The organism is Tabrizicola sp. YIM 78059 (genome assembly GCF_004959785.1).
GTDB lineage: Bacteria > Pseudomonadota > Alphaproteobacteria > Rhodobacterales > Rhodobacteraceae > Tabrizicola > Tabrizicola caldifontis.
This window is the reverse complement of sequence record NZ_SJZH01000002.1, coordinates 205,369-228,394: the sequence shown is the minus strand read 5'-3', so window position 1 is coordinate 228,394 and position 23,026 is coordinate 205,369. Positions and strand designations below refer to the sequence as shown.

Below are 23,026 nucleotides of genomic sequence, written 5' to 3'. Positions count from 1 at the left end.
ATGACCGAACAGGGGTTCTTCACCGAGGCCAACTCTGCCGAGGTCGTCATCAGCCGCAATGCCAGGGCCCGGAACGCGCGTCTGGCCGAGGTCATGGCGATCCTGACCCGTCACCTGCACGCCGCCGTGAAGGAGATCGAGCCGACCGAGGCGGAATGGTTCGAGGCCATCAAGTTCCTGACCGCCACCGGCCACATGTGCACCGACTGGCGGCAGGAGTTCATCCTTCTGTCCGATGTTCTTGGGGTTTCGATGCTGGTCGATGCGATCAACAACCGCAAACCCTCGGGCGCCAGCGAAAGCACGGTCCTCGGCCCCTTCCACGTCGCCGACGCGCCGGAACTGCCGATGGGCAGCGACATCTGCCTTGACCAAAAGGGCGAGCCGATGCTGGTGCGCGGCACGATCCGGTCCACCGACGGGTCGCCCCTGGCCAATGCGAAGATCGACGTCTGGCAGGCCAACGACGAAGGCTTCTACGACGTGCAGCAGAAGGGTATCCAGCCCGACTTCAACCTGCGTGGCGTGTTCCGTACCGGGGCCGACGGGCGCTACTGGTTCAAGGGCGTGAAGCCGAAGTTCTACCCGATTCCCGATGACGGGCCGGTCGGCCAACTGCTGCGTGCGCTGGGCCGGCACCCCTACCGCCCTGCACATCTGCATTACATCATCGAGGCGCCAGGCCATGCGCGGCTGGTGACGCACATCTTCGACCCCGACGATCCCTACATCAATTCCGATGCGGTCTTCGGCGTGAAGGAAAGCCTGCTGGCAAAGTTCGATCTTGTGTCCGATCCGGCGCGCATCGCCGAGGCCGGATTTACCCGGCCGTTCTTCCTGGTGGAACATGACTTCGTCCTTGCCCCAGGCTGAGCCGCCCATGACCAAGCCCTGCATCATCTGCGTCGCGATCACCGGTTCGCTTCCGCAGAAGTCGGACAATCCGGCCGTGCCGATCACCGTCGCCGAACAGATCGAATCCACGCACGAGGCGTTCGAGGCCGGAGCGACCATCGTGCATGCCCATGTCCGCAACGACGATGGCACGCCCTCCTCCGACCCCGAGAAATTCGCTCGGCTCATGGAGGGGGTGCGCAGGCACTGCCCCGGCATGATCGTGCAGCTTTCCACCGGCGGGCGGTCCGGCGCCGGCAAGGCGCGTGGGGGGATGCTGCCGCTGAAGCCCGACATGGCCAGCCTGTCGGTCGGATCGAACAACTTCCCGACGCGCGTCTATGAAAACCCGCCCGATCTGGTGGACTGGCTGGCTGCGGAAATGCTGACCTACGGGATCAAGCCCGAGATCGAATGCTTTGACCTTTCCCACATCCACCAGGCTGCGGCGATGCAGCGCGACGGGCGGCTGAAGGCCCAGGCCTATGTGCAGTTCGTTATGGGCGTGAAGAATGCCATGCCCGCCGACCGCGACGTGTTCGACTATTACATCCGCACGGTCGAACGCCTTCTGCCGGGTTCTGAATGGTGTGGCGCCGGGATCGGGCCGCATCAGATCACGCTGAACGAATGGTGCGTTGCTGCGGGCGGGCACGCGCGCACCGGGCTGGAAGACAACGTGCGGCTGGACAGGACCACGCTGGCGCCCTCGAACGCTGCCCTTGTCCGCCGCGTGGTCGAGATCTGCGACCGACACCGGCGCCCTGTCGCCACACCGGCCGAGGCCCGTCAGCTGCTTGGTCTTGCCCCGGCCTGAGCGGCGCGGGAACAAACGCCGCGAAGGTAAAGGCGATTGTTCCCGCGCCGCGCTTTCACGCCTTCGGCAGCACTTCCCGTGCTCTGCCTAGCCGCATTTCGAATGCCCGCATGACCCGCAGGTCAGGCATCCCTCCACCATCCGCAGGTCGTAACTTCCGCAGGCCGGGCAGGCCTTGCGCGGCGCCTCGCCGACCCGCAGGATTTCGGCCTTGGGGTCCGATTTCAGGCCCTGCCCCTCGCCCTCGATGAAGCCGATCTCGATCAGGTGACGCTCGATCACCCCGCCGATGGCCGCAAGGATCGAGGGGATGTAGCGGCCGTCCATCCAAGCCCCGCCGCGCGGGTCGAACACGGCCTTCAGTTCCTCGACCACGAACGAGATATCCCCCCCGCGCCGGAACACCGCCGAAATCATCCGGGTCAGCGCCACCGTCCAGGCGTAATGCTCCATGTTCTTCGAGTTGATGAACACCTCGAAGGGCCGGCGGTGACCCGCTGTCACGATGTCGTTGATCGTGATGTAAAGGGCATGTTCGGTTCCCGGCCATTTCAGCTTGTAGGTGCGCCCCTCCAGCGCGGCCGGGCGGTCGAGCGGTTCGGACAGATAGACCACCTCGCCCCCGGAAGCTGCGGCCCGGGCCTGCTCCGGCCCCTCTCCCGGCGCCTTGTCGGTGGTTTCTGACACGGTCAGGACCGAACCCGTCACCTCGTTCGGGCGGTAGGTGGTGCAGCCCTTGCAGCCCTGATCCCAGGCGGCCATGTAGACATCCTTGAAATCGTCGAAGGAAATGTCCGCCGGGCAGTTGATCGTCTTCGAGATCGAGCTGTCCACCCATTCCTGCGCTGCCGCCTGCATCCGCACATGGTCGAGCGGCGGCAGCGTCTGGGCATTCACGAAATAGTCGGGCAGGGCCGCATCGCCGAATTTCTCGCGCCACAGACGGACGGCATAATCCACTACCTCCTCCTCGGTGCGGCTGCCGTCCTTCTGCAACACCTTGCGGGTATAGGCATAGGCGAATACCGGCTCGATCCCGCTTGAGACGTTGCCGGCGTAAAGGCTGATCGTCCCGGTCGGTGCCACGCTGGTCAGAAGCGCATTGCGGATCCCATGCGCGGCGATCGCTGCACGCACATCGGCATCCATCCGCTGCATCGTGCCCGAAGCCAGGTATTTCGCGGAATCGAACAGCGGGAAGGGGCCCTTCTCCTTCGCCAGATCGACGCTGGCCAGATAGGCCGCCCGTGCGATGGCATGCATCCAGATCCCGGTGACGCGCGCGGCCTCCTCAGAGCCATAGCGCAACCTCACCATCAGAAGCGCATCGGCAAGCCCCGTGACCCCCAGCCCGATCCGCCGCTTGGCCCGCGCCTCCTCGGCCTGCTGCGGCAGCGGAAAGCGGCTGGCATCCACCACGTTGTCCATCATCCGCACCGCCGTGCGTACCAGGCGGTTCAACTGATCCATGTCCAGCTGCGAATGGGGTTCGAACGGATCCTTCACCAGCCGCGCCAGGTTGATCGAGCCCAGAAGGCAGGCGCCATAGGGTGGCAGGGGCTGCTCGCCGCAGGGATTGGTGGCCGCGATCGTCTCGCAATAGGCAAGGTTGTTCATGGCGTTGATCCGGTCGATGAAGATCACCCCCGGCTCGGCGAAATCATAGGTGGACCGCATGATCCGGTTCCACAGGTCGCGCGCCTGAACCGTCCTGTAGACCTTGCCGCCGAAAACCAGCTCCCACGGGCCATCGGCCTTGACCGCGGCCATGAAGGCATCGGTCACCAGGACCGAGAGGTTGAACATGCGCAGTCGGGCCGGATCCTTCTTCGCCTCGATGAAGGCCTCGATGTCGGGATGATCGCAGCGCATCGTCGCCATCATCGCGCCCCGGCGGCTGCCGGCGGACATGATCGTGCGGCACATCGCATCCCAGACATCCATGAACGACAATGGCCCCGAGGCATCCGCCGCCACCCCGGCGACTGGCGCCCCTCGCGGCCGTATCGTGCTGAAGTCATAGCCGATCCCGCCGCCCTGCTGCATGGTCAGCGCGGCCTCCTTCAGGCTGTCGAAGATCCCGGCCATGGTGTCGGGGATCGTGCCCATGACGAAACAGTTGAACAGCGTCACCTGACGCCCGGTCCCAGCCCCGGCGGTGATGCGGCCGGCCGGCAGGAAGCGGAAATCCTCCAGCGCGGAATAGAACTCGTCCTCCCATTTCGCGGGCTCGGCCTCCACCGCGGCCAGAGCGCGCGCGATCCGCCGCCAGGTGTCTTCCACCGTCCCGTCGATCGGCGTGCCGTCCGCCTCCTTGAAGCGATACTTCATGTCCCAGATGGCTTCGGCGATGGGGGCATCGAATCGCGACATCGGGCGAATCTTCCTGTCTGTTGTGGATAAGTCCGGCAGAAGGCCCAAGATACGCCCCTGCCCCCCGGGGGTCAACTTGAAGCCCCCGCCGCAGGCCCTATGATCGGGCGCATGATCAACCTCCTGAAACTCTGCGTCGGCGCCGACTCGGTCGAGGATCTGCTCGACTGGCAGCGCAGCCAGCGCCCGCACTGGCCGGAGGGCCGGGCGCTCCACGTCACCCGCATGTGGCCGAAACGCGAGGCCGAGGTGCTGGACGGCGGCTCGCTCTACTGGGTGATCAAGGGCGTGATCCTGTGCCGTCAGCGCATCCTCGACCTGCAGGAGGTGAACCTCGGCGACGGCATCCCGCGCTGCGCCCTTGTCCTCGACCACGAAGTGATCCGTACTGAACCCGCCCCCCGCCGCCCTTTCCAGGGGTGGCGCTATCTTGATCCGAAGGACAGCCCGCGCGACCTGGCGCCGGGCCGTGCCAAGGATGATCCGCTTCCCCCCAGGCTTGCCCAGGCGCTTGCGGAAATCGGTCTGCGTTGAACCTGGCGCGCCGGATTGCCGGCCCTTGCCGCGTGCATTCTTCGCGGAAGCGTCGCGTTCGGCCCTATACAGCCGCCGTGCATTAGGCTACTGACCCTGCCGACGGTCGAGATTCCGGCACTGCGGGCGAGGAGGCCCGCATCAAGGGGACAGGGGCCGTTCTGGCTTTTTCAGGCGCATTGCGCCTCCCTTTGGAAAGACATCCATGACGATCGAGACACTGGCCGCGCCGCTGGCGCAGGCTTTGGCCGAGAAGGGCTATGAAACGCTGACTTCGGTGCAGCAGGCGGTGCTGGCCGAAGGCGTGGCGGGCCGAGATGCGCTGGTCTCGGCGCAGACCGGATCGGGCAAGACCGTGGCCTTTGGCCTGGCCATCGCGCCGGAAATCCTGAACGGGCAGGACGTGCTGCTTTTCGCCGACAAGCCGATTGCGCTGGTGATTGCGCCAACGCGCGAACTGGCGCTTCAGGTCGCGCGCGAACTGGAATGGCTTTACGCCGGCGCGCAGGCGAAGATCGCGACCTGCGTCGGTGGCATGGACTACCGCACCGAACGCCGGGCACTGGAACGCGGCGCGCATATCGTCGTGGGCACCCCCGGTCGTCTGCGCGACCATATCGAACGCGGCAGCCTTGACCTGTCGGCCCTGCGCGCCGTGGTGCTGGACGAGGCCGACGAGATGCTGGACCTGGGCTTCGCCGAGGATCTGGAGTTCATCCTCGCCGCCGCCCCGCCGAAACGCCGCACGCTGATGTTCTCGGCCACCGTGCCGAAGGAAATCGAGAAACTCGCGGGCGAGTTCCAGAAGGATGCCCTGCGCATTCAGGCCCAGGGCGAGGCGAAGCAGCACGTCGATATCGAATACCGCGCGTTTTCGGTCGCTGTACGCGACCGGGAACATGCGATCTTCAACGTGTTGCGTTATTACGATGCGCGTACGGCGATCGTCTTCTGCAAGACGCGGGCCAACGTGAACCATCTGCTTGCCCGCATGGGCAACCGCGGCTTCCAGGTCGTGGCCCTGTCCGGGGAACTTTCGCAGCAAGAGCGTACCCATGCCCTTCAGGCGCTGCGTGACGGTCGGGCCCGGGTGTGCATTGCCACCGACGTGGCCGCGCGCGGCATCGACCTGCCTGGGCTGGAACTGGTGGTCCACGCCGACCTGCCATCTAACCCGGAAACCCTGCTGCACCGGTCGGGCCGCACCGGCCGGGCAGGCAAGAAGGGTGTCTCGGCGCTGATCGTGACGCCGGCCGACTACAAGAAGGCCCAGCGTCTGCTTCACGGCGCCAAGGTCGTGGCGGAATGGGGCGCCGCCCCGGGCGCCGACGAGGTGCAGGCGCGCGAGGATCAGCGCCTGCTGGAACATCCCTCGCTGACTGCGCCGATCGGCGAGGAAGCGGGCATTGCAGCCGATCTGCTGGATCGCTACGGGGCCGAGGCGCTGGCCGCCGCCTTCGTCCGCCTCTGGCGCGAGGGGCGGTCCGCGCCCGAGGTGCTGTCCACCGACCTGCCCACCCCGCCGCCCCCTGCCCCGCGTGAGCGTGGCGAGTTCGGCCCTTCGGTCTGGTTCCGCCTGTCGGTCGGCCGCTCAGGCCGGGCCGAGGCGCGCTGGCTTCTGCCGAAGATCTGCGATGCCGGCAGCATCGCCAAGGACGGCATCGGCGCGATCCGGGTGCGCGAGGATGAAACCTTCGTGCAGATCAGCGAAGCCCTCGCCCCGCGCTTCGGCAACGAAATCGAACTGGACAAGGGCATCACGATGACCCGCCTCGAGGGCGAGCCCGATTTCGACCGACCCAGGTTCGAGCGCCCGGCGCGGCCGGAACGGCCGGATCGTGCCGAACGCCGCGAAAAGCCCGCCTATACCCCCAAGCCCCCCCGCGTGGTGGAAGAGATCGAGGCCGAATCGGCGCGCAGCGACCACACCCCCAGACCGCGGGCCAAATATGATGACCGCCCCCGCCCGACCGAGACCCGGCCCGACTGGAAGCCGCGGCGCGAAGATGGCCCGCGTCCGGAACGCAAGCCCCATGCCGACCGCGCCCCGCGCCCCGAAGGTGATGAGAACCGCCCGAAAAAGCCGCGCTGGACCCCCGATCAGAAGGCCGCCCCCCGCTCGGCCGGCTACAAGAGCCACGGCGGATCGCCCGACAAGCCGGCCCGGGCTGCGGGCTACAAGAGCCACGCCGCAGAAGGTGTCGCCACGAGGCGGCGCGATGATGGTGATCGCCCGAAGAAACCCCATGCGCCCAAGGGCGAGGGCTTCCGCCCGCGCGAGGACGGCGACCGTCCGAAAAAGACCTTTGCCCCCAGGGGTGACGAGGCGCGTCCCTTCTTGAAGCGCGAGGGCGGCGCCAAGGCCGGCGGCTTCAAGAGCCATGCCGCAGGCGGAAAAAAGCCGTTCGGCAAGGCGGAGTTCGACAAGCCCGCTGCGAAGGACCGCCCGGCGAAGCCCAAGGCAGACCCCCGCGACACCTCCAGGCGGTTCGTGCCGCCGAAAGGCGCGAAACGGTCGTGACCTGAAGCCCGCGCGCCCCGGATCGCGTCCGGGGCGCGGGGCGGGCCCTATTCCGCCGCCAGTGCCAGGCCCGAGGGCCGCAGGATCTCGGCCACGACGCCCTCGATAAGCGAGCGGAAGGCATCGAACCCCGGCAGCGGTTCGATGCGCGCCTCGTTCATGTAAAGCGCCCGGTCGATTTCGACCTGCACCACATGCACCCCACGCATCGGCCGACCGTAGGCCTGTGCGATATAGGCCCCGGCGAACGGTGCATTGCGCCCGACCCGCAGGCCCGCCCCGGCAAAGGCGGCCTCGATCCGGTCCACCACCTCGCGCCCCGCGGCCACGCCGTAGCGGTCGCCCAGCACCACCTCTGGCCGCGACTGGCCCGGGCGGGAATGCGCCTCGATCGCTTCGTGCGGCATGGAATGGCAGTCGATCAGCACGGCCTGCCCGAAGGTGGCACGCGTTTCTTCCACCAGGGCGGCAAGCGCCTGATGATAGGGGTGCCAGAACCGGGCAATCCGCGCCTCTGCTTCGGCAAGGCCAAGCTTGCCGGAATAGATCGGCCGCCCCCCGGCCACCACGCGGGGAATCACCCCCAGCCCCGAGGTGACCCGGGGATTGTGCGGCGCACGCGCGATTCCCTCGATCACGGCAGGGTCCAGTTCGTCCGCCGCCCGGTTCAGGTCGATGAAGGCGCGCGGCGCCCGCGCCGCCAGAAGCGGCGCACCCAGTGCCGGGGCCGATTCGAACAGCAGGTCCACGAAGGCATCCTCGGACGACCGTATGGCCTGACGGTCCAGGACTGCCCGCGCCAGAAAGGCGGCCGGATAATCACGCCCGGAATGCGGCGAGGCAAAGATGACCGGCCCGACGGCCCGGGCCGGGCGTTGCAGCACATAGGCTTCGGTCACCTCTTGCGGCACGGGACCTCCTTCCGCTTTGCATGATATAGCCCGAGAAGATCGAAAGCCAAAACCCCTTGCAGCCCTGCGCGCTTGTCAGTATAGACCCGGCCTGACCGACGCGGTTTGCCCCGCGTTCTTTTCGTTTAACCGGAAGGGGCTGGGGCAAGGCGCAAGGGCATGTGGGCGGTTAGCTCAGCGGTAGAGCACTACGTTGACATCGTAGTGGCCACTGGTTCGATCCCAGTACCGCCCACCATTCGCCGCCCCCGTCCGGGGGCATTGGTTTCAATCTGGCGCGGGAAGCGCCGCGAAGAAGGAGAGCCGACCATGAAAGTCGCCAACTCGCTCCGCTCGCTGAAGACGCGTCACCGCGATTGCCAGGTCGTGCGCCGCAAGGGCCGCGTCTACGTGATCAACAAGACGCAGAAGCGCTACAAGGCTCGCCAGGGCTGAGCCTGCTTCGGCAACCGGATCTCGGGGCCGCCAGGGGAAACCGTGGCGGCCTTTTCCTTTGCGGCGGCGCGTCGATGCTTTCGTTGCTTGCCCCAGCGATCCCGCGACGAGAAGACGACGTCGCGCGAGGCTACGCCCTGACGGGGATGCCTCAGGCCTCGACGCCGCCAAGCCGGCAGATGATCGCCCATTCCTCGGGGCTGACCGGTTGCACCGACAGGCGGGTGTTGTTGACCAGCACCATGCCCTCCAGCCCCGGGGTGACCTTGCACTCCTCTAGGCTGACGGCACGCTTCAGGGGCTGCACCGCCCGGATCCACACGCAGTCCCACCGAGGGTCGTCGGTCGTGCTGTCGGGGGCGCTTTCGCGGCAGACCTCGACGATGCCGACGATCTCCTTTCCCACGTTGGAGTGGTAGAAGAAGCCCCGGTCGCCGATCTTCATCGCCCGCATGTTGTTGCGCGCCTGATAGTTGCGCACGCCATGCCATTCCTCGCCCTCGTCCCCCTTGGCGACCTGATCATCCCAGCCCCAGACATCGGGTTCCGACTTGAACAGCCAGTAGTTCATCCGATCACCTTCTTCCATTCCTGGATCATCACCGACTGGAACAGCCCGGCCTTCGCATAGGGGTCGGCTGCTGCCCAGGCCTCGGCCTCGGCCTTGGAGCCGACGTTCAGGATCACCAGACTGCCGCACATCTGCCCGGCGGCGTCGATGAACGGCCCGGCCTGTTCGACCACGCCCGAGGAGCGGATGTGTTCCAGATGGGCCTCCCGGTTCTCCACGCGGGTTTGCAGGGCATTGGGCTTGTCAAGGCAGATCAGTGCGTAGCGCATGGTCATTCCTGTTTCAGGGGGCGGCTCATCAGCGTTGCCACGGCACTTTCGAGGGTGATCCGGCCAAGGGCAAGGGCATCGACCATTGCGGTCACCGGCATGTCGATGCTCCTTTCCGCAGCCAGGCGGACCACTGCCCGCGCCGTGGCCACGCCTTCCACGGTGATCGAGGGGTCGAAGGTCTCGCGCTTGCCCAGGGCAAGCCCGAAACGGAAGTTCCGCGATTGCGTCGAGGTGCAGGTCAGCACCAGATCGCCCAGGCCGGACAGGCCCGACAACGTTTCGGGCCGGGCGCCCAAGGCCAGCGCCAGCCGCACCATCTCGGCATAGCCGCGCGTCATAAGCGCCGCCCGGGCACTGTCGCCAAGGCCCGCGCCGATCACCACTCCGGCGGCGATGGCGATGACGTTCTTCAAGGCGCCCCCAAGTTCGGCACCCGTCACGTCATCGGTGCGGTAGATCCGCAGGGTCGGGGTGGAAAGCAGTTCCTGCAAGCCCCTGATTTCGCCCGTCGCGGCAAGGGTCAGGGCCGTGGGCAGGCCCCTTGCAATGTCGGCGGCAAAGCTCGGGCCGGTCAGGATGGCGGCCATGGCGGCGGGTCGCCGCCCTGCGATGACCGCAACCGGGCCGCGCAGCGTCACAAGGTCAACCCCCTTGCAGCAGGCGACCAGCGGCTGGCGCGCGTCGATCTGCGACCAGCGGTCGAGCAGCCCCCCGAGCGCCTGCATCGGCACCGCCAGCAGCAGCGCCTGCCCGCCGCAGACATCCGCGATTTCCGCCTGCACAGAGATGTTTTCCGGCAGATCCACCCCCGGAAGCGCGGCGTCATTCCGCCGTGTCTCCTGCATCATCCGCACCTGTTCCGCGTCCCGCGCCCAAAGCCGCACCTCGCGCCCGCTCCGGGCAAGGGCCACGGCCAGCGCCGTGCCGAAGGCGCCCGCGCCCGCGATGCCGATCATGCCTTGGCCCCCTTCCTGCCCGAACCCAGCAGCGCCGGGGCACTTTCGTCCAGGGGCCAGCGCGGGCGCGCGGCGAAATCGGTCGAGGGGGGAAATCCGGCCCGCAGATGCTCGATCCCCGCCCAGGCGATCATCGCGGCATTGTCGGTGCAAAGCCGCAAGGGCGGTGCAACGAAAGGTACCCCCACACGCGCCGAAACAGTCTCTAACCTGGCCCGAATGACCTTGTTCGCGGCCACGCCACCGGCCACGCACAACGCGGTCGGCTGCACCCCGGCCATCGCCAGGGCGCGGTCGGTCTTGACGGCCAGCACCTCTGCCACCGCGGCCTGAAAGCCTGCACACAGATCGCGGCGATCCTGCAGGGTGATGCCGCCCTTTTCGGCCACCAGCGCATCGCGTGCGCGCAAAAGCGCGGTCTTGAGGCCGGAAAAGGACATGTCGCAGCCCTCCCGGTCCAGAAGCGGGCGCGGAAAATGGAAGCGTGTCACTTCGCCACGGGCTGCCTCGGCCTCGACCGACGGGCCGCCGGGCTGCGGCAGACCAAGAAGCTTGGCCGTCTTGTCGAAAGCCTCGCCCGGGGCATCGTCGATCGTACCGCCCAGACGGCGATAGCGGCCCACGCCCTGCACCAGCAGGAACTGGCAATGCCCGCCGGAAACCAGCAGCATCAGATATGGAAAGGCGACTGCGTCCGTCAGCCGGGGTGTCAGCGCATGGCCCGCCAGATGGTTCACGGCAATCAGCGGCAATCCACGGGCCGCCGCGATTCCGCGCGCAAGCATCACGCCCGAAAGCACCCCGCCGATCAGCCCGGGCCCGGCGGTTACCGCGATGGCGTCGATATCCTCCAGCGTGACGCCCGCCTTTTCCAGGGCGGTTTCCACCACGCCGTCCAGCCGTTCGGCATGGGCGCGGGCGGCGATCTCGGGCACCACGCCGCCATAGGCCTCGTGCAGCGCGGTCTGGCCCAACACCTCGGACGACAGGATCTCTGCCCCCGCGCCCGCGCGGACCACGGCCGCGGCGGTGTCGTCGCAGCTTGATTCGATGCCGAGAAGGGTGAGGGTCCGGTCCATGGCCGCCGTTGCGCGAAAGTCTGGCCGCAGGTAACACCAAGGGCATGGCGAGACAATCCAATGTGGCGGCGGTGCCCGTCCTCCTGACCCGGCCCGAGGCAGAGGCCCGCCGCTTTGCGCAACAGCTGAACCAGCGGTTCGGCGGCAGGCTGCGTCCCGTCGTCGCGCCGCTGATGGCGGCAGTGCATCTGACACCCGGGCTTCCGGCCGGCCCTTTCGCCGGGGTGATCTTCACCTCGGCCACAGGGGTGGATGCGGCGGTCCGGTTGGCAACCGCCCTGCCCCGGCTGGCCTGGTGCGTCGGCGCGAAAACGGCAGATCGCGCTGCCAAGGCAGGGTTCAGGGCGCGTTCGGCCGACGGTGATGCACGCGCGCTGGTTGCCGCGATCCTGGCCGATCCGCCCGCAGGCCGGCTGCTGCACCTTCGCGGCCAAGAGACCCGCGGCGAGGTGGCGGAACGACTGAATTCCGCTGGAATAGAGACTGAATCCGTCGTGGTTTACAGACAGGTTCCCCAGACGCTGACAGACGAAGCACAGAAGCTGCTGGATGGCGAAGGTCCCTTGATCGTGCCTTTGTTCTCGCCGCGCAGTGCCGCGCTGTTCGCGGCCCAGGCACAGGGTGCGCAGGCCGATCTTCATCTTGTTGCGATCAGCCCGGCCGTGGCAGAGGTCGTGCGCAACCTGCCCCACCGGTCGCTGGCCCTGGCCGCACGACCCGATGCGGCGGCAATGCTTGATGCGATCGCAGCGGTGCTTGACGCCCTTCCCCCGCCTTGAACCCGGGCCTCTTGAGTGCTTAGGTGAACCCAGGCCAGAGGCGAAAGGGCCGCACCCATGGCACAGCGCATGACCCCCGAAACCGAGCCCCCCGTCGAAGCGCCGGATGCGCCGCTTGATGCGTCTGTCGCTGAACCTGGGCCGGAACCAGTGCCTCATCCGGCTGGGCCTTCCGGTGATGATCCGCCCGAACCAAAGTCCGGGATCGTTCCGGCCCCGGCCCAACCGCGCCGATCGGGTTTCTTTGCCGCGCTGCTGGGCGGGGTACTGGCGGCCGCGCTGGGGTTTGGTCTGTCGCACTACAACGTCTTCGGCCTGTCTGCCCCGGACCAAAGTGGCGCGCTGGCCGCGCTTGATCAGCGTCTGACCGAAAGCCTTTCTGCCGTCCGTTCTGACGAGGCCGCGCTGGCATCGCTGCGTGCCGATCTTGCCGCGCTAAGCGACCGCGTGGCCAGGCTCGAGGCCGCCCCCGCACCGGAACCCCCCGATCTCTCGGCGCTGGATGAGCTTGACCGCCGCATTGCTGCCATCGAGGCCCTGCCCGCCGGGGATGGCGGGCCTTCGACGGCTGCGCTGGCCGCGAAACTGGCCGATCTGGAACGGCAGCTCGCCGCCGTGCCCCGTGGCGTGGATCCGACCGACTTGCAGGCTGCGCTTGACCGGCTTTCCGCGGCCGAGGCCGAGGCCGAAAGTCGCGCGGCAGAGGCGGCGGCGGCCGCCAGGGCCGCCGCCAGGGCCCAGGCGCTGGACGCTCTGCGCGCGGCCGTTGCATCGGGTGCCGATTTCCAGGCCGAACTCGCGGCGGTGGATGACCCCGGTCTGACTGCGGTGCTGGCCCCCTACGTCAGTGGCGTATCGACGCTGGCCGACTTGCAGGCCGACTTTCCTGAGGCCGCGCGGCAGGCGTTGCAACTGGCGCGCAAGGCGTCCGGTGGCGGCGGATGGGCCGACCGGCTGGTGGCATTCCTTGCGGCCCAGACCGGTGCCCGGTCGCTTGCCCCGCGCGAGGGCGACGATCCGGATGCCGTCCTGTCGCGCGCCGAATTCGCCCTTTCCAAAGGCCGGCTTGCGGATGCGCTGACCGAACTTTCCAGCCTGGATGCCGCAATCCGCGGCCCGCTTGATGGCTGGATCGCAAGGGCCGAGGCGCGGCTGGCCGTCGATGCAGCGCTGGAGGGTCGCTAGATGCTGTGGTCTTTGGCCAAGGTCATCCTTTTCGTCGCCTTCATCGCCGCGCTTGCGCTGGGCGTGGGGCTTCTGGCCGAAACGGGCGAGGCGATGCGGATCACTGTCGCCGGATGGGAATTCACCATCGGTCCCGTGCAGGCCGTGGTTCTGGCCGGGTTGCTGCTGGCCGCCGTCTGGCTGACGCTAAAGGTTCTGGGCCTGATCGCCGCCGTCATCCACTTTCTGAACGGCGACGAAACCGCGATCTCGCGCTACTTCGATCGCAACCGCGAGCGCAAGGGTTTCACGGCCCTGTCCGAAAGCATGCTGGCCCTGGCCTCGGGCGAGCCGAAGCTGGCGCTCTCGCGCGCCCAGGCGGCCGAACGTTTGCTGGGCAAGCCCGAGATCACCACGCTTCTGGTTGCCCAGGCGGCCGAGGCTGCGGGGGATGGCAAGCGCGCGACCGAGGCCTACAAGGCGCTGCTGGCCGACGAAAAGACCCGCTTTGTCGGGGTGCGCGGCCTCTTGCATCAGAAGCTGGCAGAAGGCGACCGCGAAGTTGCGCTGAAACTGGCCGAGAAGGCTTATCAGCTGCGTCCGAAACATGCCGAGACGCTGGATATCCTGCTGAAGCTGCAATCCGATGCAGGCGACTGGTCCGGTGCGCGGGCGACCCTGGGTGCGAAGCTGCGCGCCGGAACCCTGCCGAAAGACGTGTTCCGTCGCCGCGATGCGGTGCTGGCCCTGCAACAGGCGCAGACAGTTATTGACGAATCCGCCAGCATCGAGGCACGCGAGGCTGCGATCGAGGCGAACCGGCTGTCGCCCGACCTGATTCCCGCGGCCGCCCTGGCCGCGCGCGCCTATATCGAGAAGGGCGACAAGAAGAACGCAACGCGTGTGCTGAAGAAGGCCTGGGAGGTCATGCCCCATCCCGACCTTGCCGCCGCCTTCGCTGCGATAGAACCCGAAGAAACCCCTGTCGAGCGGCTGAAGCGGTTCCGGACCCTGACCGCCCTGCGCCCCGACAATGACGAAACTCGGATGCTCGAGGCCGAGCTTCTGCTGGCGGTCGAGGACTTCCCCGCAGCGCGCCGGGCGCTGGGCGATGTGGCGACACGGCATCCGACGCAACGGTCACTGGCGATTCTGGCCGCCATTGCGCGTGGCGAGGGCGCCGAAGAGGCGCTGATCCGCGACCTTGTCGCCAAGGCCATTGCCGCCCCGCGCGGCCCGCAGTGGTGCTGCGACAAGTGCCAGGCCATCCATGCCAGCTGGCACCCCGTCTGCAGCAACTGCGGCGGGTTCGACACGCTCAGCTGGCGCGAGCCGCCTTCGGTGGCGACGCCCTCGCCCGCCCTGGCCGATCTGCTTCCGTTGATCGAGGCCCGCCCGGAACCCGTGCCGGAGCCCGAGCCCGAGGCTGTCCGTGAAGCCGAACCGCCAGAGGACCGGACCCCGCTGGACGAGATCGCGCGGCGTGCAAATTAGGGCTACACTCTGCCGTGGCCCGATGCTAAGAGCCTGCGCACGAAAAGGATGCCGGTGTAGCTCAGCTGGTAGAGCACGTCATTCGTAATGATGGGGTCGGGGGTTCGAGTCCCTTCACCGGCACCATCCTTTTCGGTTTCTCCCTTGAACACGACAGAACTTTCCCTCCACTGTCCGTTGCGGCAAGCAAGCCGTAATGCAGATGCAGGAGAATGGGATGACACGGTTGCGCGCGGTCTGGGCGCAGGGGCGGTCCGCTCTGAACGGCTGGTGTGCGATCGGCAACCCCTTCGTGGCCGAGATCATGGCAGCGCAGGGGTTCGATTCGCTGACCATCGACATGCAGCATGGCGCGCTGGACTACAGCGACCTTCTGCCCATGTTGCAGGCGATGCGCGCCAGCGGGGCAACGCTTCTGGCCCGCGTGCCCTGGCTTGACCCCGCCCATGTGATGAAGGCGCTGGATGCCGGGGCCGAGGGTGTGATCTGCCCGATGGTGAACACCCCGGAAGATGCCGCGCGGCTGGTCAGCTACCTGCGCTATCCGCCGCAGGGTGTGCGCAGCTTCGGGCCGACGCGCGCAGTCTTTGCCCTGGGCGCGGATTATGCCGAACGCGCTAATGCCGAGGTTCTGGCCTTCGCCATGATCGAGACGGCCGAAGCGCTTGCGAACCTCGACGCGATCGTGGCGACGCCGGGCCTTGACGGGATCTATGTCGGACCGGCCGACCTGAGCCTTTCGGTCAGCGAGGGCCGCCTGCCCTTCGGCATGGATCGCGAGGAACCCGAGATGATCGGCCACCTGCAGAAGATCGCGGCAGCCTGTCAGGCGCGCGGGATCGTCGCGGGCCTGCATTGCGGAACACCGGACTATGCCCATCGTGCGATCGGGTGGGGGTTCCGGATGGTGACCGTCGGCGGCGACACGCGGTTTCTGTCCTCTGCGGCGGCGGCTGCCGTCGCCGGCTTTCGCAATCTGACGGGCGCAGCGGGCGGTCGATCGCCCCACGGTTACTGAGCCGGGGCCGGATCGCCCTTGTCCGGGGGCTCGTCCCGTCGGCCCCCGTATTCATGATCAGGCCCAAGGCTGGGCCGTGGCTGACGGTCGGTGCAGCCTGCGGGCGAAAGGGTCAGGAAACGCCCCGTTTGAAGGCGCTTCCTCCCCGATGACGCAGACCCTGACGCCGGACCCGGCCTTCAGGGCGCCAGCCGTGCCGTTCCTCTGGTCGGGTGGGAGCGGTCCCCGGTGGTCAGTTTTCGGAAGAGCTGGCCCAGAGGTTCAGTTCCTTCTCCTCCGAGATCGAGTCGATCTGCGCCAGTTCCTCGGGCGTGAAGTCGAGGTTCCCGATCGCGCCGCAGCAGTCGATCACCTGCTCTGGCCGGCTGGCGCCGATCAGCGCGCTGGTGATACCACCGTTCCGCAGCACCCAGGCAATCGCCATTTGCGCAAGGGTCTGGCCGCGCGCCGCGGCCATGTCGTTCAACCGGCGCACCGAGGCGATGGCCTTCTCTACCGCCGCAGGATCAAGCGACTTGCCCTGCGTTGCCCGGCTGCCCGCCGGGATGCCGTTCAGATACTTGCTGGTCAGGATCCCCTGGGCCAGCGGCACGAAGGCGATCGAGCCGACGCCCAGTTCTTTCAGCGTGTCCTTCAGCCCATCCGTTTCGACCCAGCGGTTCAGGATGTTGTAGCTGGGCTGATGGATCAGAAGCGGCGTGCCGAGGTCCTTCAGGATCGCCACCGCCTCGCGCGTGCGCTGGCTGTTGTAGCTGGAGATGCCTATGTATTGCGCCCGGCCCGAGCGTACGATGTGGTCCAGTGTGCCCATGGTTTCTTCCAGCGGTGTGTCAGGGTCGAAACGGTGGGAATAGAAGATGTCCACATAGTCCAGACCCATCCGCTTAAGCGACTGATCGCATGAGGCGATCAGGTATTTCCGGCTGCCCCATTCGCCATAGGGGCCATCCCACATCAGGTAGCCGGCCTTGGAGGAGATGATCAGCTCGTCGCGCAGGCCGCGGAAATCGGTTTTCAGAATTTCGCCGAAGGCTTCCTCGGCGCTGCCGGGGGGCGGGCCATAGTTGTTGGCCAGGTCGAAATGGGTGATGCCGTGATCGAAGGCGGTCCGGCAGATCGCCTGCTTGGTGGCATGCGGCGTGTCGTGGCCGAAGTTGTGCCAAAGGCCAAGGCTGATGGCAGGCAGCTTCAGGCCGGACCGGCCGCAGCGGTTGTAGATCATCCGGTCATAGCGGTTGGCGGCGGGGATATAGGTCATGATGTCCTCCTGTTGCCGCTACCATTTCACGCAGGTCGTGCGGCTTCAAGTTGCGCGGGCCCGGTTTTCCGGGGAATGCTGGCGGCATGAGGCGGTTGCGGCAGCTTTGGGACTTCATCATCGCGGTCATCGGCAGGGTCGGCGATGGCCATTTCGGCCTGGTTGCCGCCGGTGTGGCCTTTTACGCAATGTTCGCCGTCTTTCCAGGCCTGGGCGCGGCGGTGGCGGTATGGGGCCTGTTCGCGGACCCCGGGGTGATCCAGGGCTATCTGGAAGTTGCCGAGCGGTTCCTGCCGCCCGAGGCCCGGCAGTTGATCCACGATCAGGTGATGGGCCTGATCATGGCGCCCCGCGCCGCGCTGCAATGGACGACCGTGGTGTCGCTGGTGATCGCGCTCTATTCGGCGCGGGCGGGTGTGTCGGCCCTGATCCAGGGGCTGGATGTGGTGCATCGGTCCAAGCCGCGCCGCTGGATCTGGGGCTATGTGGTCGATTTCATCCTGACCCTGGCGCTGATCGGGGCGCTGTTCGTGGCGCTGGTCACGATCGTCGTGGTGCCGATCCTGCTCAGCTATGTGCAGCTTGGCACTTTCGAGGCCTGGCTGACCAAGGTTCTGCCCTTCGGCGCCATGTTCCTTCTGGTGCTGACCTGCCTGTCGATCCTGTATCGCTTCGGCCCCAACGTCGAGGGCGGGTTCCGTTCCCCCTGGATCACGGTCGGCGTTCTGGTCGCCACCGCGGCCTGGGCCGGGGTATCCATCGGCTTTTCGGTCTATCTGGCGAACTTCAACAGCTACAACGCGATCTACGGTTCGATCGGCGCCGTCATCATCCTGATGATGTGGCTCTATCTCAGCGTCTGGGCGGTGCTTCTGGGTGGGGCGATCAACGCCGAACTCGATGCCCGGCTGCGCCGAAAACGCTGAAGGCCGAAGGCCTTGCCACGCCATGGCGACGAGTGCTGAGCAGAACGGCGCCGAAGCCATTGCAGGCTCCGGCATGATGTTTCTGAAGAATTCGGTTCGCCCGATCAGACGAAACGGTTCCAGAGATTTTCCAGCCGTTCCTGGCGACCGGATTTCGGCTGCGGTTCGATCCCTTCGGCGATCACGCGGGCGGCGGCCTCTTCCAGGGTGCCCTTCAGCATGGCCTGCGCGGCCGGGGACTCCCATCCGGCATAACGGGCCTTGCGGGCGGCCTCCAGCTCGCCGCTTTGCAGAAGTGCAGCGGCGCATTTCAGCGCGCGGGCGCAGGTGTCCATGCCCCCGACATGGGCCAGGACCAGATCCTCGGGGTCCAGGCTTTGCCGGCGGATCTTGGCGTCAAAGTTGGTGCCGCCGGTGGTGTATCCGCCCGCCTTGAGGATTTCATAGAAGGCCAGCGCCTTTTCGGCGTGGTTGTTGGGGAACTGATCGGTGTCCCAGCCGGACTGGTAGTCATTCCGGTTCATGTCGATCGACCCGAAGATGCCCAGCGCGGCGGCAAGCGCGATCTCGTGTTCGAAGCTGTGGCCCGCCAGGATTGCGTGGCCCTGCTCGATGTTGACCTTGACCTCCTTTTCAAGCCCGAAATCGACCAGGAAGCCGTAAACCGTGGCCACGTCATAGTCGTACTGGTGCTTCGAGGGTTCCTGCGGCTTGGGCTCGATCAGGATCGTGCCCTTGAAGCCGATCTTGTGCTTGTAGTCCACGACCTGCTGCAGGAAGCGGCCAGCATGCTGGCGTTCGGCCCGAAGATCGGTGTTCAGAAGGGTCTCATAGCCTTCGCGTCCGCCCCACAGAACGTAATTCTGCCCGCCCAGACGGTGAGTCACATCCATATTGGCCTTCACCGTTGCTGCCGCATAGGCATACACATCCGGGTCGGGATTGGTGGCCGCGCCGGCCATCCAGCGGCGGTGGCTGAACAGGTTCGCCGTGCCCCAGAGGAGCTTTGCCTTGTGCTTTTCCTGCTTTTCGCCGAGGTAATCGGCGATCTCGTTCAGGTTCCGCAAGGATTCGGCGAAGGTCGCGCCTTCGGGGCGAACGTCGGCGTCGTGAAAGCAGTAGAAGGGTTGGCCCAGGATGTCGAACATTTCGAACGCGACATCGGCCTTGAGCTTTGCAAGTTCCATCGTGTCGCCGAACCAGGGGCGTTCAAAGGTCTGTCCGCCAAAGGGGTCGCCGCCGGGCCATGCGAAGCTGTGCCACCACGCGACGGCAAAGCGCAGGTGGTCCTCCAGCCGCTTGCCCATGACGATTTCGTCGGGGTTGTAGTGGCGGAAGGCGAATTCGTTTGTGCTTTCCGGCCCCTCGTACCGGATGGCGGGAATACCCTTGAAGAAGTCGGTCATGTCAGGTCCTTGATGGCGGATTGGGCTGCGCGGAACCTTGCATGGCCCGCGTCAAAGGCGTCCTTCAGGGAAGGATCGGGGTTAATGGTGCGGGCGATCTGCGGCAGGGTGGCGATTTCGGCCCCGGCGCCGGTCGCGGCCATCAGGCCCAGGCGAGCGGCCCCGAAGGCCCCGCCGAAATCGCCCGCCACGGGCAGCTGCACCGGGCAATCCAGCGCCGTCGCGAGCAACTTAAGCCAGTAGTCAGAGCGCGAGCCGCCCCCGACCGCCAGCAGATGTTCCAGCCTCGTGCCGGTCGCGGCCAGCGCATCACGGCTGTCGCGGATCGCATAGGTCACGCCCTCCAGCACCGCGCGGGTGGCGGCCTGACGGTCGGTGGCATGTTCCAGCCCGACAAAGGCGCCCCGAACGCTGGCCGAGTTCAGCGGCGTCCTTTCGCCGCCCAGATAGGGCAGGAAGATCGTCTTTCCGGGGGGTTGCAGGTCGCCCAGTTCTGCGGTCAGCCGCGCCGCGTCGGTGCCTACCAGCCGCGCATACCAGTTCAGCGCATCGGTCGCGGCCAGGATCACGCCCATCTGGTGCCAGGTGTCGGGCAGGGCATGGCAGAAGGTGTGCACCGCCGTTGCCGGGTCGGGCTGATAGCCGTCGTTTGCCGCGAACAGCACGCCCGAGGTGCCCAAGGAGACGAAGGCCTCGCCCGCGCGGACCACGCCCACCCCAACGCCCGAGGCTGCGTTGTCGCCGCCGCCACCGGCAACGACCACGCCCTTCGGCAGGCCCCAGCGGTCTGCCAGTGCATCGCGCAGGGTGCCTGACACCTGACTGCCCTCGACCAGCCGGGGCATCTGGGCACGCGACAGGCCGGTTGCCGCCAGCAGATCGTCAGACCAGTCACGCCGCCCGGTATCCAGCCAGCTGGTCCCGGCGGCATCCGACATTTCGCCCACATGCTCGCCCGTCAGCCAGAGGCGCAGGTAATCCTTCGGCAGAAGAACCTTGGCGACCTTTTCCCAGACACGCGGTTCGTGGCGCCGCACCCACACCAGCTTGGGCGCGGTGAAGCCGGGAAAGACGATGTTGCCGGTGATACGACGGAACATTGGGTCGCCGTCCAGCTCGGCTGCCTCTGCGTGGCTGCGGGTGTCGTTCCACAGGATGCAGGGGCGCAACACCTCGTCCGCCGCATCAAGGATCGTGGCGCCGTGCATGTGGCCTGACAGGCCGATGCCCCTGACCGCCCCCAGCCCCCTGGCCGCCAGTGCATCCAGCACGGTTTCGGCGGCGGTGATCCAGTCGGACGGGGCCTGTTCGCTCCATCCCTCATGCGGCCGGCTTACGGTAAGCGGGGCCGTGGCTTCGGCCAGGACCGTCTGGTCCTCGCCGATCAGGATGCCCTTCAACCCGGATGTGCCTAGGTCCAGCCCGATGTACATGTCAGGCCGCCTTCGCTGGCTTCTTGCCCAGGATGATCATGCCCAGGATGTCCTCGTCGGTCACTTCATCGACGTTGACGGTGCCGACCAGCTGACCGTTCTTCATCACGGATGCCCGGTCGCACAGCTTCATCACGTTGTGGATGTCGTGTTCGATCAGGAAGATGCCCAGGCCCTGCGCCTTCAGCTCCTGGATCAGTTCGGACACCATCTGGGTTTCATGCGGCCCCAGCGCGGCGGTGGGTTCGTCCATGATCAGGATCTTGGCGTTGAAATAGACCGCGCGTGCGATGGCGACCGACTGACGCTGCCCGCCCGACAGTGCGGACACAGGCACGTTGAACTTGCGGAAGTTCGGGTTCAGCCGCCCCATGATCTTGCGTGTCTCGGCCTCCATGGCGCTTTCGTCGACGAAGCCGAAACTGTTCACGATCTCGCGCCCGAGGAACAGGTTCGAGGCAGCGTCCAGGTTGTCGGCCAGCGCCAGCGTCTGGTAGATCGTCTCGATGTTCAGCGCGCGCGCATCGCGCGGATTGTTGATCTCGACTTCCTTGCCATTGATGAAGATCTGCCCGCTGTCGGCCTTGTAGGCGCCCGACAGACACTTGATCAGCGTGGACTTGCCCGCACCGTTGTGGCCCAGCAGGCCCACGACTTCGCCGGGGTAAAGATCGACCGTGACGTGATCGACGGCCTTGATCCCCCCGAAGGCGATCGAGATGTCACGCATTTCGACAAGAGGGGTTCCGGTTCTGTCTACCATGATCTTGGCCCCTTCACTTGATGCGCTTGCGGTAAACGATGTCGAGGAACACGGCGAACACCAGGGCGATGCCGATCACGATGCGCTGGTACGAGCCGTCGCCGAATCCGATCAGCACCATGCCGGTTTGCAGGCTGGTCAGGATCAGCGCGCCGATGATCGCGCCATGGATCGTGCCCACGCCGCCGGCCAGCGAGGTGCCGCCCACGACGGCCGCAGCGATGACGTAAAGCTCGTCCAGGTTGCCCATCGCGTTGGTGGCGCTGTTCTGGCGGGCCGAGCCGATGACAGCCGCGATCCCGGCCAGCGCCCCCATCAGGGTGAAGATCTTCACCGTCATCGCGCGCGTGTTGATGCCCGACAGCGTCGCCGCCTCGGGGTTGCCGCCGATGGCAAAGACATAGCGGCCGAAGCGCGTGCGGGTCATCAGGACCGTCATGAAGATGGCCACCGCTATCATGATCAGCACCGGATAGGCGTAGCCGTGGCCGAAGCTGGCGCAGACATCGGTATAGATCGTGTCGTTCGCCTGAGCACAGGCCGGTGGCTCCTGGCCAAGCTGGCTGTAGTACTTCTGAATGTTTCCGCGCGGCCAGATGTAGGAGTTGAACAGCGCCGTCGTGCCGATGATGACCGCGCAGACCAGGCCGATCACGAAGGTTTCGGCCCAGACAGGGCGCAGCGGGAACCCGTGCCGCTGGCGCGACTTGCGACCGTTCAGGAAGGCCCAAACCACGAAGGCGCAGGCGATCACGCCGAAGATCCAGCTGCCGGTGCGGCCCAGCGCCCCGAAGGAGCCGCCGCCGATCAGCGAGAAGGTCTCGTCCAGGGGCGCGATGGTCTTGCCGCCGGCAACCAGGAAGGCCGCGCCGCGCCACACCAGAAGGCCGCCCAGCGTGACGATGAAGGCGGGGATCGACAGGTAGGCGATCAGCACTCCCTGGAACGCACCGATCAGCGCACCCATGACGATGCCGAAGATGACCGTGATGATCCAGATCGACGGATGGCCCAGCCCCAGCGCCGGTGTCAGGTATTCGACCTGCAACAGGCCCATGTACATGCCCACCATGCCCATGATCGAACCCACCGACAGGTCGATGTTGCGGGTGATGATGACCAGCACCATGCCCGTGGCCATGATCCCGATATAGGCGGTCTGCACCGAAAGGTTCCACAGGTTTCGCGGCGTCAGGAAGCCGTTCGCCTCGGCCTGGCTGGCGCCCAGCAGCATCGAGGGACGGCCAAGGACGAAGGTCGAATAGGCCTCGAAGGCCAGCCAGATCAGCAGCAGCGCGCCGACCATGCCCAGAAGGCGCGGATCGATCTCGGTTGCGCGCAGGAAACGGGTGAAGCCGCTTTCCTTGGATGCTTGGGAAGCAGGGGAATGGGGGGTGTCGGTCATGTCCTCGTCCAGCCTGA

21 protein-coding genes and 2 tRNA genes are annotated in these 23,026 nt (G+C 66.6%); 12 read left to right on the top strand and 11 right to left on the bottom strand.

Annotated features, from left to right (window positions below; genetic code table 11):
- Both EZM81_RS03765 and EZM81_RS03760 read left to right on the top strand, forming a co-directional pair.
- Entirely contained in the window at positions 1-873 is an 873-nt protein-coding gene (locus tag EZM81_RS03765; protein WP_135447840.1) for an intradiol ring-cleavage dioxygenase, read from the top strand.
- Positions 874-880: 7 nt separating this feature from the next.
- Positions 881-1,711 carry a 3-keto-5-aminohexanoate cleavage protein gene (locus tag EZM81_RS03760; RefSeq protein WP_136644826.1) on the top strand — a complete coding sequence of 277 codons (831 nt, stop codon included), beginning with the start codon at positions 881-883 and terminating at the stop codon, positions 1,709-1,711.
- An 87-nt stretch (positions 1,712-1,798) separates the two neighbouring features.
- Here the strand turns inward: EZM81_RS03760 and EZM81_RS03755 are convergent, their stop codons facing one another.
- On the bottom strand, positions 1,799-4,084 hold the full coding sequence (locus tag EZM81_RS03755; RefSeq protein WP_136644825.1) for an adenosylcobalamin-dependent ribonucleoside-diphosphate reductase: 2,286 nt from the start codon (positions 4,082-4,084) through the stop codon (positions 1,799-1,801).
- A gap of 111 nt (positions 4,085-4,195) precedes the next feature.
- Between EZM81_RS03755 and EZM81_RS03750 the strand changes: the two genes are divergently transcribed.
- Both EZM81_RS03750 and EZM81_RS03745 read left to right on the top strand, forming a co-directional pair.
- Positions 4,196-4,618, top strand: a complete 423-nt coding sequence (locus tag EZM81_RS03750; protein ID WP_371685718.1) for a DUF1489 family protein — start codon at positions 4,196-4,198, stop codon at positions 4,616-4,618.
- 205 nt (positions 4,619-4,823) lie between these two features.
- Positions 4,824-7,139, top strand: a complete 2,316-nt coding sequence (locus tag EZM81_RS03745; protein WP_136644824.1) for a DEAD/DEAH box helicase — start codon at positions 4,824-4,826, stop codon at positions 7,137-7,139.
- Positions 7,140-7,186: 47 nt separating this feature from the next.
- Here EZM81_RS03745 and EZM81_RS03740 read toward each other — a convergent pair whose 3' ends face one another.
- Positions 7,187-8,050, bottom strand: a complete 864-nt coding sequence (locus EZM81_RS03740) for an N-formylglutamate amidohydrolase (RefSeq protein ID WP_136644823.1) — start codon at positions 8,048-8,050, stop codon at positions 7,187-7,189.
- A gap of 163 nt (positions 8,051-8,213) precedes the next feature.
- On the opposite strand from EZM81_RS03740, the gene EZM81_RS03735 reads away from it, so the two are divergent.
- Positions 8,214-8,288, top strand: a tRNA-Val gene (locus EZM81_RS03735).
- Positions 8,289-8,359: 71 nt separating this feature from the next.
- Positions 8,360-8,485, top strand: a complete 126-nt coding sequence (gene ykgO, locus EZM81_RS03730) for a type B 50S ribosomal protein L36 (protein ID WP_023666132.1) — start codon at positions 8,360-8,362, stop codon at positions 8,483-8,485.
- A gap of 151 nt (positions 8,486-8,636) precedes the next feature.
- Here ykgO and EZM81_RS03725 read toward each other — a convergent pair whose 3' ends face one another.
- Genes EZM81_RS03725 through tsaD form a run of 4 tightly spaced genes read right to left on the bottom strand, consistent with a single transcriptional unit; the run spans position 8,637 to position 11,363 of the window.
- Complete coding sequence (locus tag EZM81_RS03725; RefSeq protein WP_136644958.1) at positions 8,637-9,056, bottom strand: EVE domain-containing protein; 420 nt, start codon at positions 9,054-9,056, stop codon at positions 8,637-8,639.
- Positions 9,053-9,325, bottom strand: coding sequence for a YciI family protein (locus EZM81_RS03720; RefSeq protein ID WP_135447995.1), 273 nt, complete (start codon positions 9,323-9,325; stop codon positions 9,053-9,055). Before EZM81_RS03720 ends, EZM81_RS03725 begins: the two co-directional genes overlap by 4 nt.
- A gap of 2 nt (positions 9,326-9,327) precedes the next feature.
- On the bottom strand, positions 9,328-10,284 hold the full coding sequence (locus EZM81_RS03715) for an NAD(P)H-dependent glycerol-3-phosphate dehydrogenase (protein ID WP_136644822.1): 957 nt from the start codon (positions 10,282-10,284) through the stop codon (positions 9,328-9,330).
- A complete protein-coding gene (tsaD, locus tag EZM81_RS03710) occupies positions 10,281-11,363 on the bottom strand; it encodes a tRNA (adenosine(37)-N6)-threonylcarbamoyltransferase complex transferase subunit TsaD (RefSeq protein ID WP_136644821.1) in 1,083 nt (360 codons plus the stop codon). Before tsaD ends, EZM81_RS03715 begins: the two co-directional genes overlap by 4 nt.
- A gap of 44 nt (positions 11,364-11,407) precedes the next feature.
- Here tsaD and EZM81_RS03705 point away from each other — a divergent pair, with 44 nt between their 5' ends.
- From EZM81_RS03705 to EZM81_RS03685, 5 genes are all read left to right on the top strand, one after another.
- Complete coding sequence (locus EZM81_RS03705) at positions 11,408-12,142, top strand: uroporphyrinogen-III synthase (RefSeq protein ID WP_136644820.1); 735 nt, start codon at positions 11,408-11,410, stop codon at positions 12,140-12,142.
- Positions 12,143-12,199: 57 nt separating this feature from the next.
- Positions 12,200-13,327 carry a COG4223 family protein gene (locus EZM81_RS03700; RefSeq protein ID WP_211195380.1) on the top strand — a complete coding sequence of 376 codons (1,128 nt, stop codon included), beginning with the start codon at positions 12,200-12,202 and terminating at the stop codon, positions 13,325-13,327.
- Positions 13,328-14,800 carry a heme biosynthesis protein HemY gene (locus tag EZM81_RS03695; protein WP_136644818.1) on the top strand — a complete coding sequence of 491 codons (1,473 nt, stop codon included), beginning with the start codon at positions 13,328-13,330 and terminating at the stop codon, positions 14,798-14,800.
- Positions 14,801-14,850: 50 nt separating this feature from the next.
- Positions 14,851-14,926 (top strand) — tRNA-Thr (locus tag EZM81_RS03690).
- Positions 14,927-15,017: 91 nt separating this feature from the next.
- The gene (locus EZM81_RS03685; RefSeq protein ID WP_240783936.1) at positions 15,018-15,818 is read left to right on the top strand and encodes an HpcH/HpaI aldolase/citrate lyase family protein; all 801 of its coding nucleotides are present in this window, start codon (positions 15,018-15,020) and stop codon (positions 15,816-15,818) included.
- Positions 15,819-16,050: 232 nt separating this feature from the next.
- On the opposite strand, the gene mgrA is transcribed toward EZM81_RS03685, so the two are convergent.
- The gene (gene mgrA, locus EZM81_RS03680; protein ID WP_136644817.1) at positions 16,051-17,076 is read right to left on the bottom strand and encodes an L-glyceraldehyde 3-phosphate reductase; all 1,026 of its coding nucleotides are present in this window, start codon (positions 17,074-17,076) and stop codon (positions 16,051-16,053) included.
- A gap of 86 nt (positions 17,077-17,162) precedes the next feature.
- On the opposite strand from mgrA, the gene EZM81_RS03675 reads away from it, so the two are divergent.
- Positions 17,163-18,002: a YihY/virulence factor BrkB family protein gene (locus tag EZM81_RS03675; protein ID WP_136644816.1), complete on the top strand. Its 840-nt coding sequence runs from the start codon at positions 17,163-17,165 to the stop codon at positions 18,000-18,002.
- Positions 18,003-18,106: 104 nt separating this feature from the next.
- Here the strand turns inward: EZM81_RS03675 and xylA are convergent, their stop codons facing one another.
- Genes xylA through EZM81_RS03655 form a run of 4 tightly spaced genes read right to left on the bottom strand, consistent with a single transcriptional unit; the run spans position 18,107 to position 23,009 of the window.
- Positions 18,107-19,408 (bottom strand): xylose isomerase, encoded by a 1,302-nt coding sequence (gene xylA / locus EZM81_RS03670; protein WP_136644815.1) that lies wholly within the window; start codon positions 19,406-19,408, stop codon positions 18,107-18,109.
- Entirely contained in the window at positions 19,405-20,841 is a 1,437-nt protein-coding gene (xylB, locus tag EZM81_RS03665) for a xylulokinase (protein ID WP_136644814.1), read from the bottom strand. Before xylB ends, xylA begins: the two co-directional genes overlap by 4 nt.
- A gap of 1 nt (position 20,842) precedes the next feature.
- On the bottom strand, positions 20,843-21,604 hold the full coding sequence (locus tag EZM81_RS03660; protein WP_135447874.1) for an ATP-binding cassette domain-containing protein: 762 nt from the start codon (positions 21,602-21,604) through the stop codon (positions 20,843-20,845).
- Positions 21,605-21,617: 13 nt separating this feature from the next.
- Entirely contained in the window at positions 21,618-23,009 is a 1,392-nt protein-coding gene (locus EZM81_RS03655) for a sugar ABC transporter permease (RefSeq protein WP_136644813.1), read from the bottom strand.
- Between the last annotated feature and the right edge of the window lie 17 nt (positions 23,010-23,026).

Excerpts from the sequence above, each read along its gene's own strand:
- EZM81_RS03700 (WP_211195380.1), top strand. The coding sequence starts at position 12,200 with ATGGCACAGCGCATGACCCCCGAAACCGAGCCCCCCGTCGAAGCGCCG.
- EZM81_RS03715 (WP_136644822.1), bottom strand. The coding sequence starts at position 10,284 with ATGATCGGCATCGCGGGCGCGGGCGCCTTCGGCACGGCGCTGGCCGTG.
- EZM81_RS03760 (WP_136644826.1), top strand. The coding sequence starts at position 881 with ATGACCAAGCCCTGCATCATCTGCGTCGCGATCACCGGTTCGCTTCCG.
- EZM81_RS03755 (WP_136644825.1), bottom strand. The coding sequence starts at position 4,084 with ATGTCGCGATTCGATGCCCCCATCGCCGAAGCCATCTGGGACATGAAG.
- tsaD (WP_136644821.1), bottom strand. The coding sequence starts at position 11,363 with ATGGACCGGACCCTCACCCTTCTCGGCATCGAATCAAGCTGCGACGAC.
- EZM81_RS03745 (WP_136644824.1), top strand. The coding sequence starts at position 4,824 with ATGACGATCGAGACACTGGCCGCGCCGCTGGCGCAGGCTTTGGCCGAG.
- EZM81_RS03685 (WP_240783936.1), top strand. The coding sequence starts at position 15,018 with ATGACACGGTTGCGCGCGGTCTGGGCGCAGGGGCGGTCCGCTCTGAAC.
- EZM81_RS03675 (WP_136644816.1), top strand. The coding sequence starts at position 17,163 with ATGAGGCGGTTGCGGCAGCTTTGGGACTTCATCATCGCGGTCATCGGC.
- EZM81_RS03660 (WP_135447874.1), bottom strand. The coding sequence starts at position 21,604 with ATGGTAGACAGAACCGGAACCCCTCTTGTCGAAATGCGTGACATCTCG.
- EZM81_RS03655 (WP_136644813.1), bottom strand. The coding sequence starts at position 23,009 with ATGACCGACACCCCCCATTCCCCTGCTTCCCAAGCATCCAAGGAAAGC.
- xylB (WP_136644814.1), bottom strand. The coding sequence starts at position 20,841 with ATGTACATCGGGCTGGACCTAGGCACATCCGGGTTGAAGGGCATCCTG.
- ykgO (WP_023666132.1), top strand. The coding sequence starts at position 8,360 with ATGAAAGTCGCCAACTCGCTCCGCTCGCTGAAGACGCGTCACCGCGAT.
- EZM81_RS03765 (WP_135447840.1), top strand. The coding sequence starts at position 1 with ATGACCGAACAGGGGTTCTTCACCGAGGCCAACTCTGCCGAGGTCGTC.
- EZM81_RS03720 (WP_135447995.1), bottom strand. The coding sequence starts at position 9,325 with ATGCGCTACGCACTGATCTGCCTTGACAAGCCCAATGCCCTGCAAACC.
- mgrA (WP_136644817.1), bottom strand. The coding sequence starts at position 17,076 with ATGACCTATATCCCCGCCGCCAACCGCTATGACCGGATGATCTACAAC.
- EZM81_RS03695 (WP_136644818.1), top strand. The coding sequence starts at position 13,328 with ATGCTGTGGTCTTTGGCCAAGGTCATCCTTTTCGTCGCCTTCATCGCC.
- EZM81_RS03705 (WP_136644820.1), top strand. The coding sequence starts at position 11,408 with ATGGCGAGACAATCCAATGTGGCGGCGGTGCCCGTCCTCCTGACCCGG.
- xylA (WP_136644815.1), bottom strand. The coding sequence starts at position 19,408 with ATGACCGACTTCTTCAAGGGTATTCCCGCCATCCGGTACGAGGGGCCG.
- EZM81_RS03750 (WP_371685718.1), top strand. The coding sequence starts at position 4,196 with ATGATCAACCTCCTGAAACTCTGCGTCGGCGCCGACTCGGTCGAGGAT.
- EZM81_RS03725 (WP_136644958.1), bottom strand. The coding sequence starts at position 9,056 with ATGAACTACTGGCTGTTCAAGTCGGAACCCGATGTCTGGGGCTGGGAT.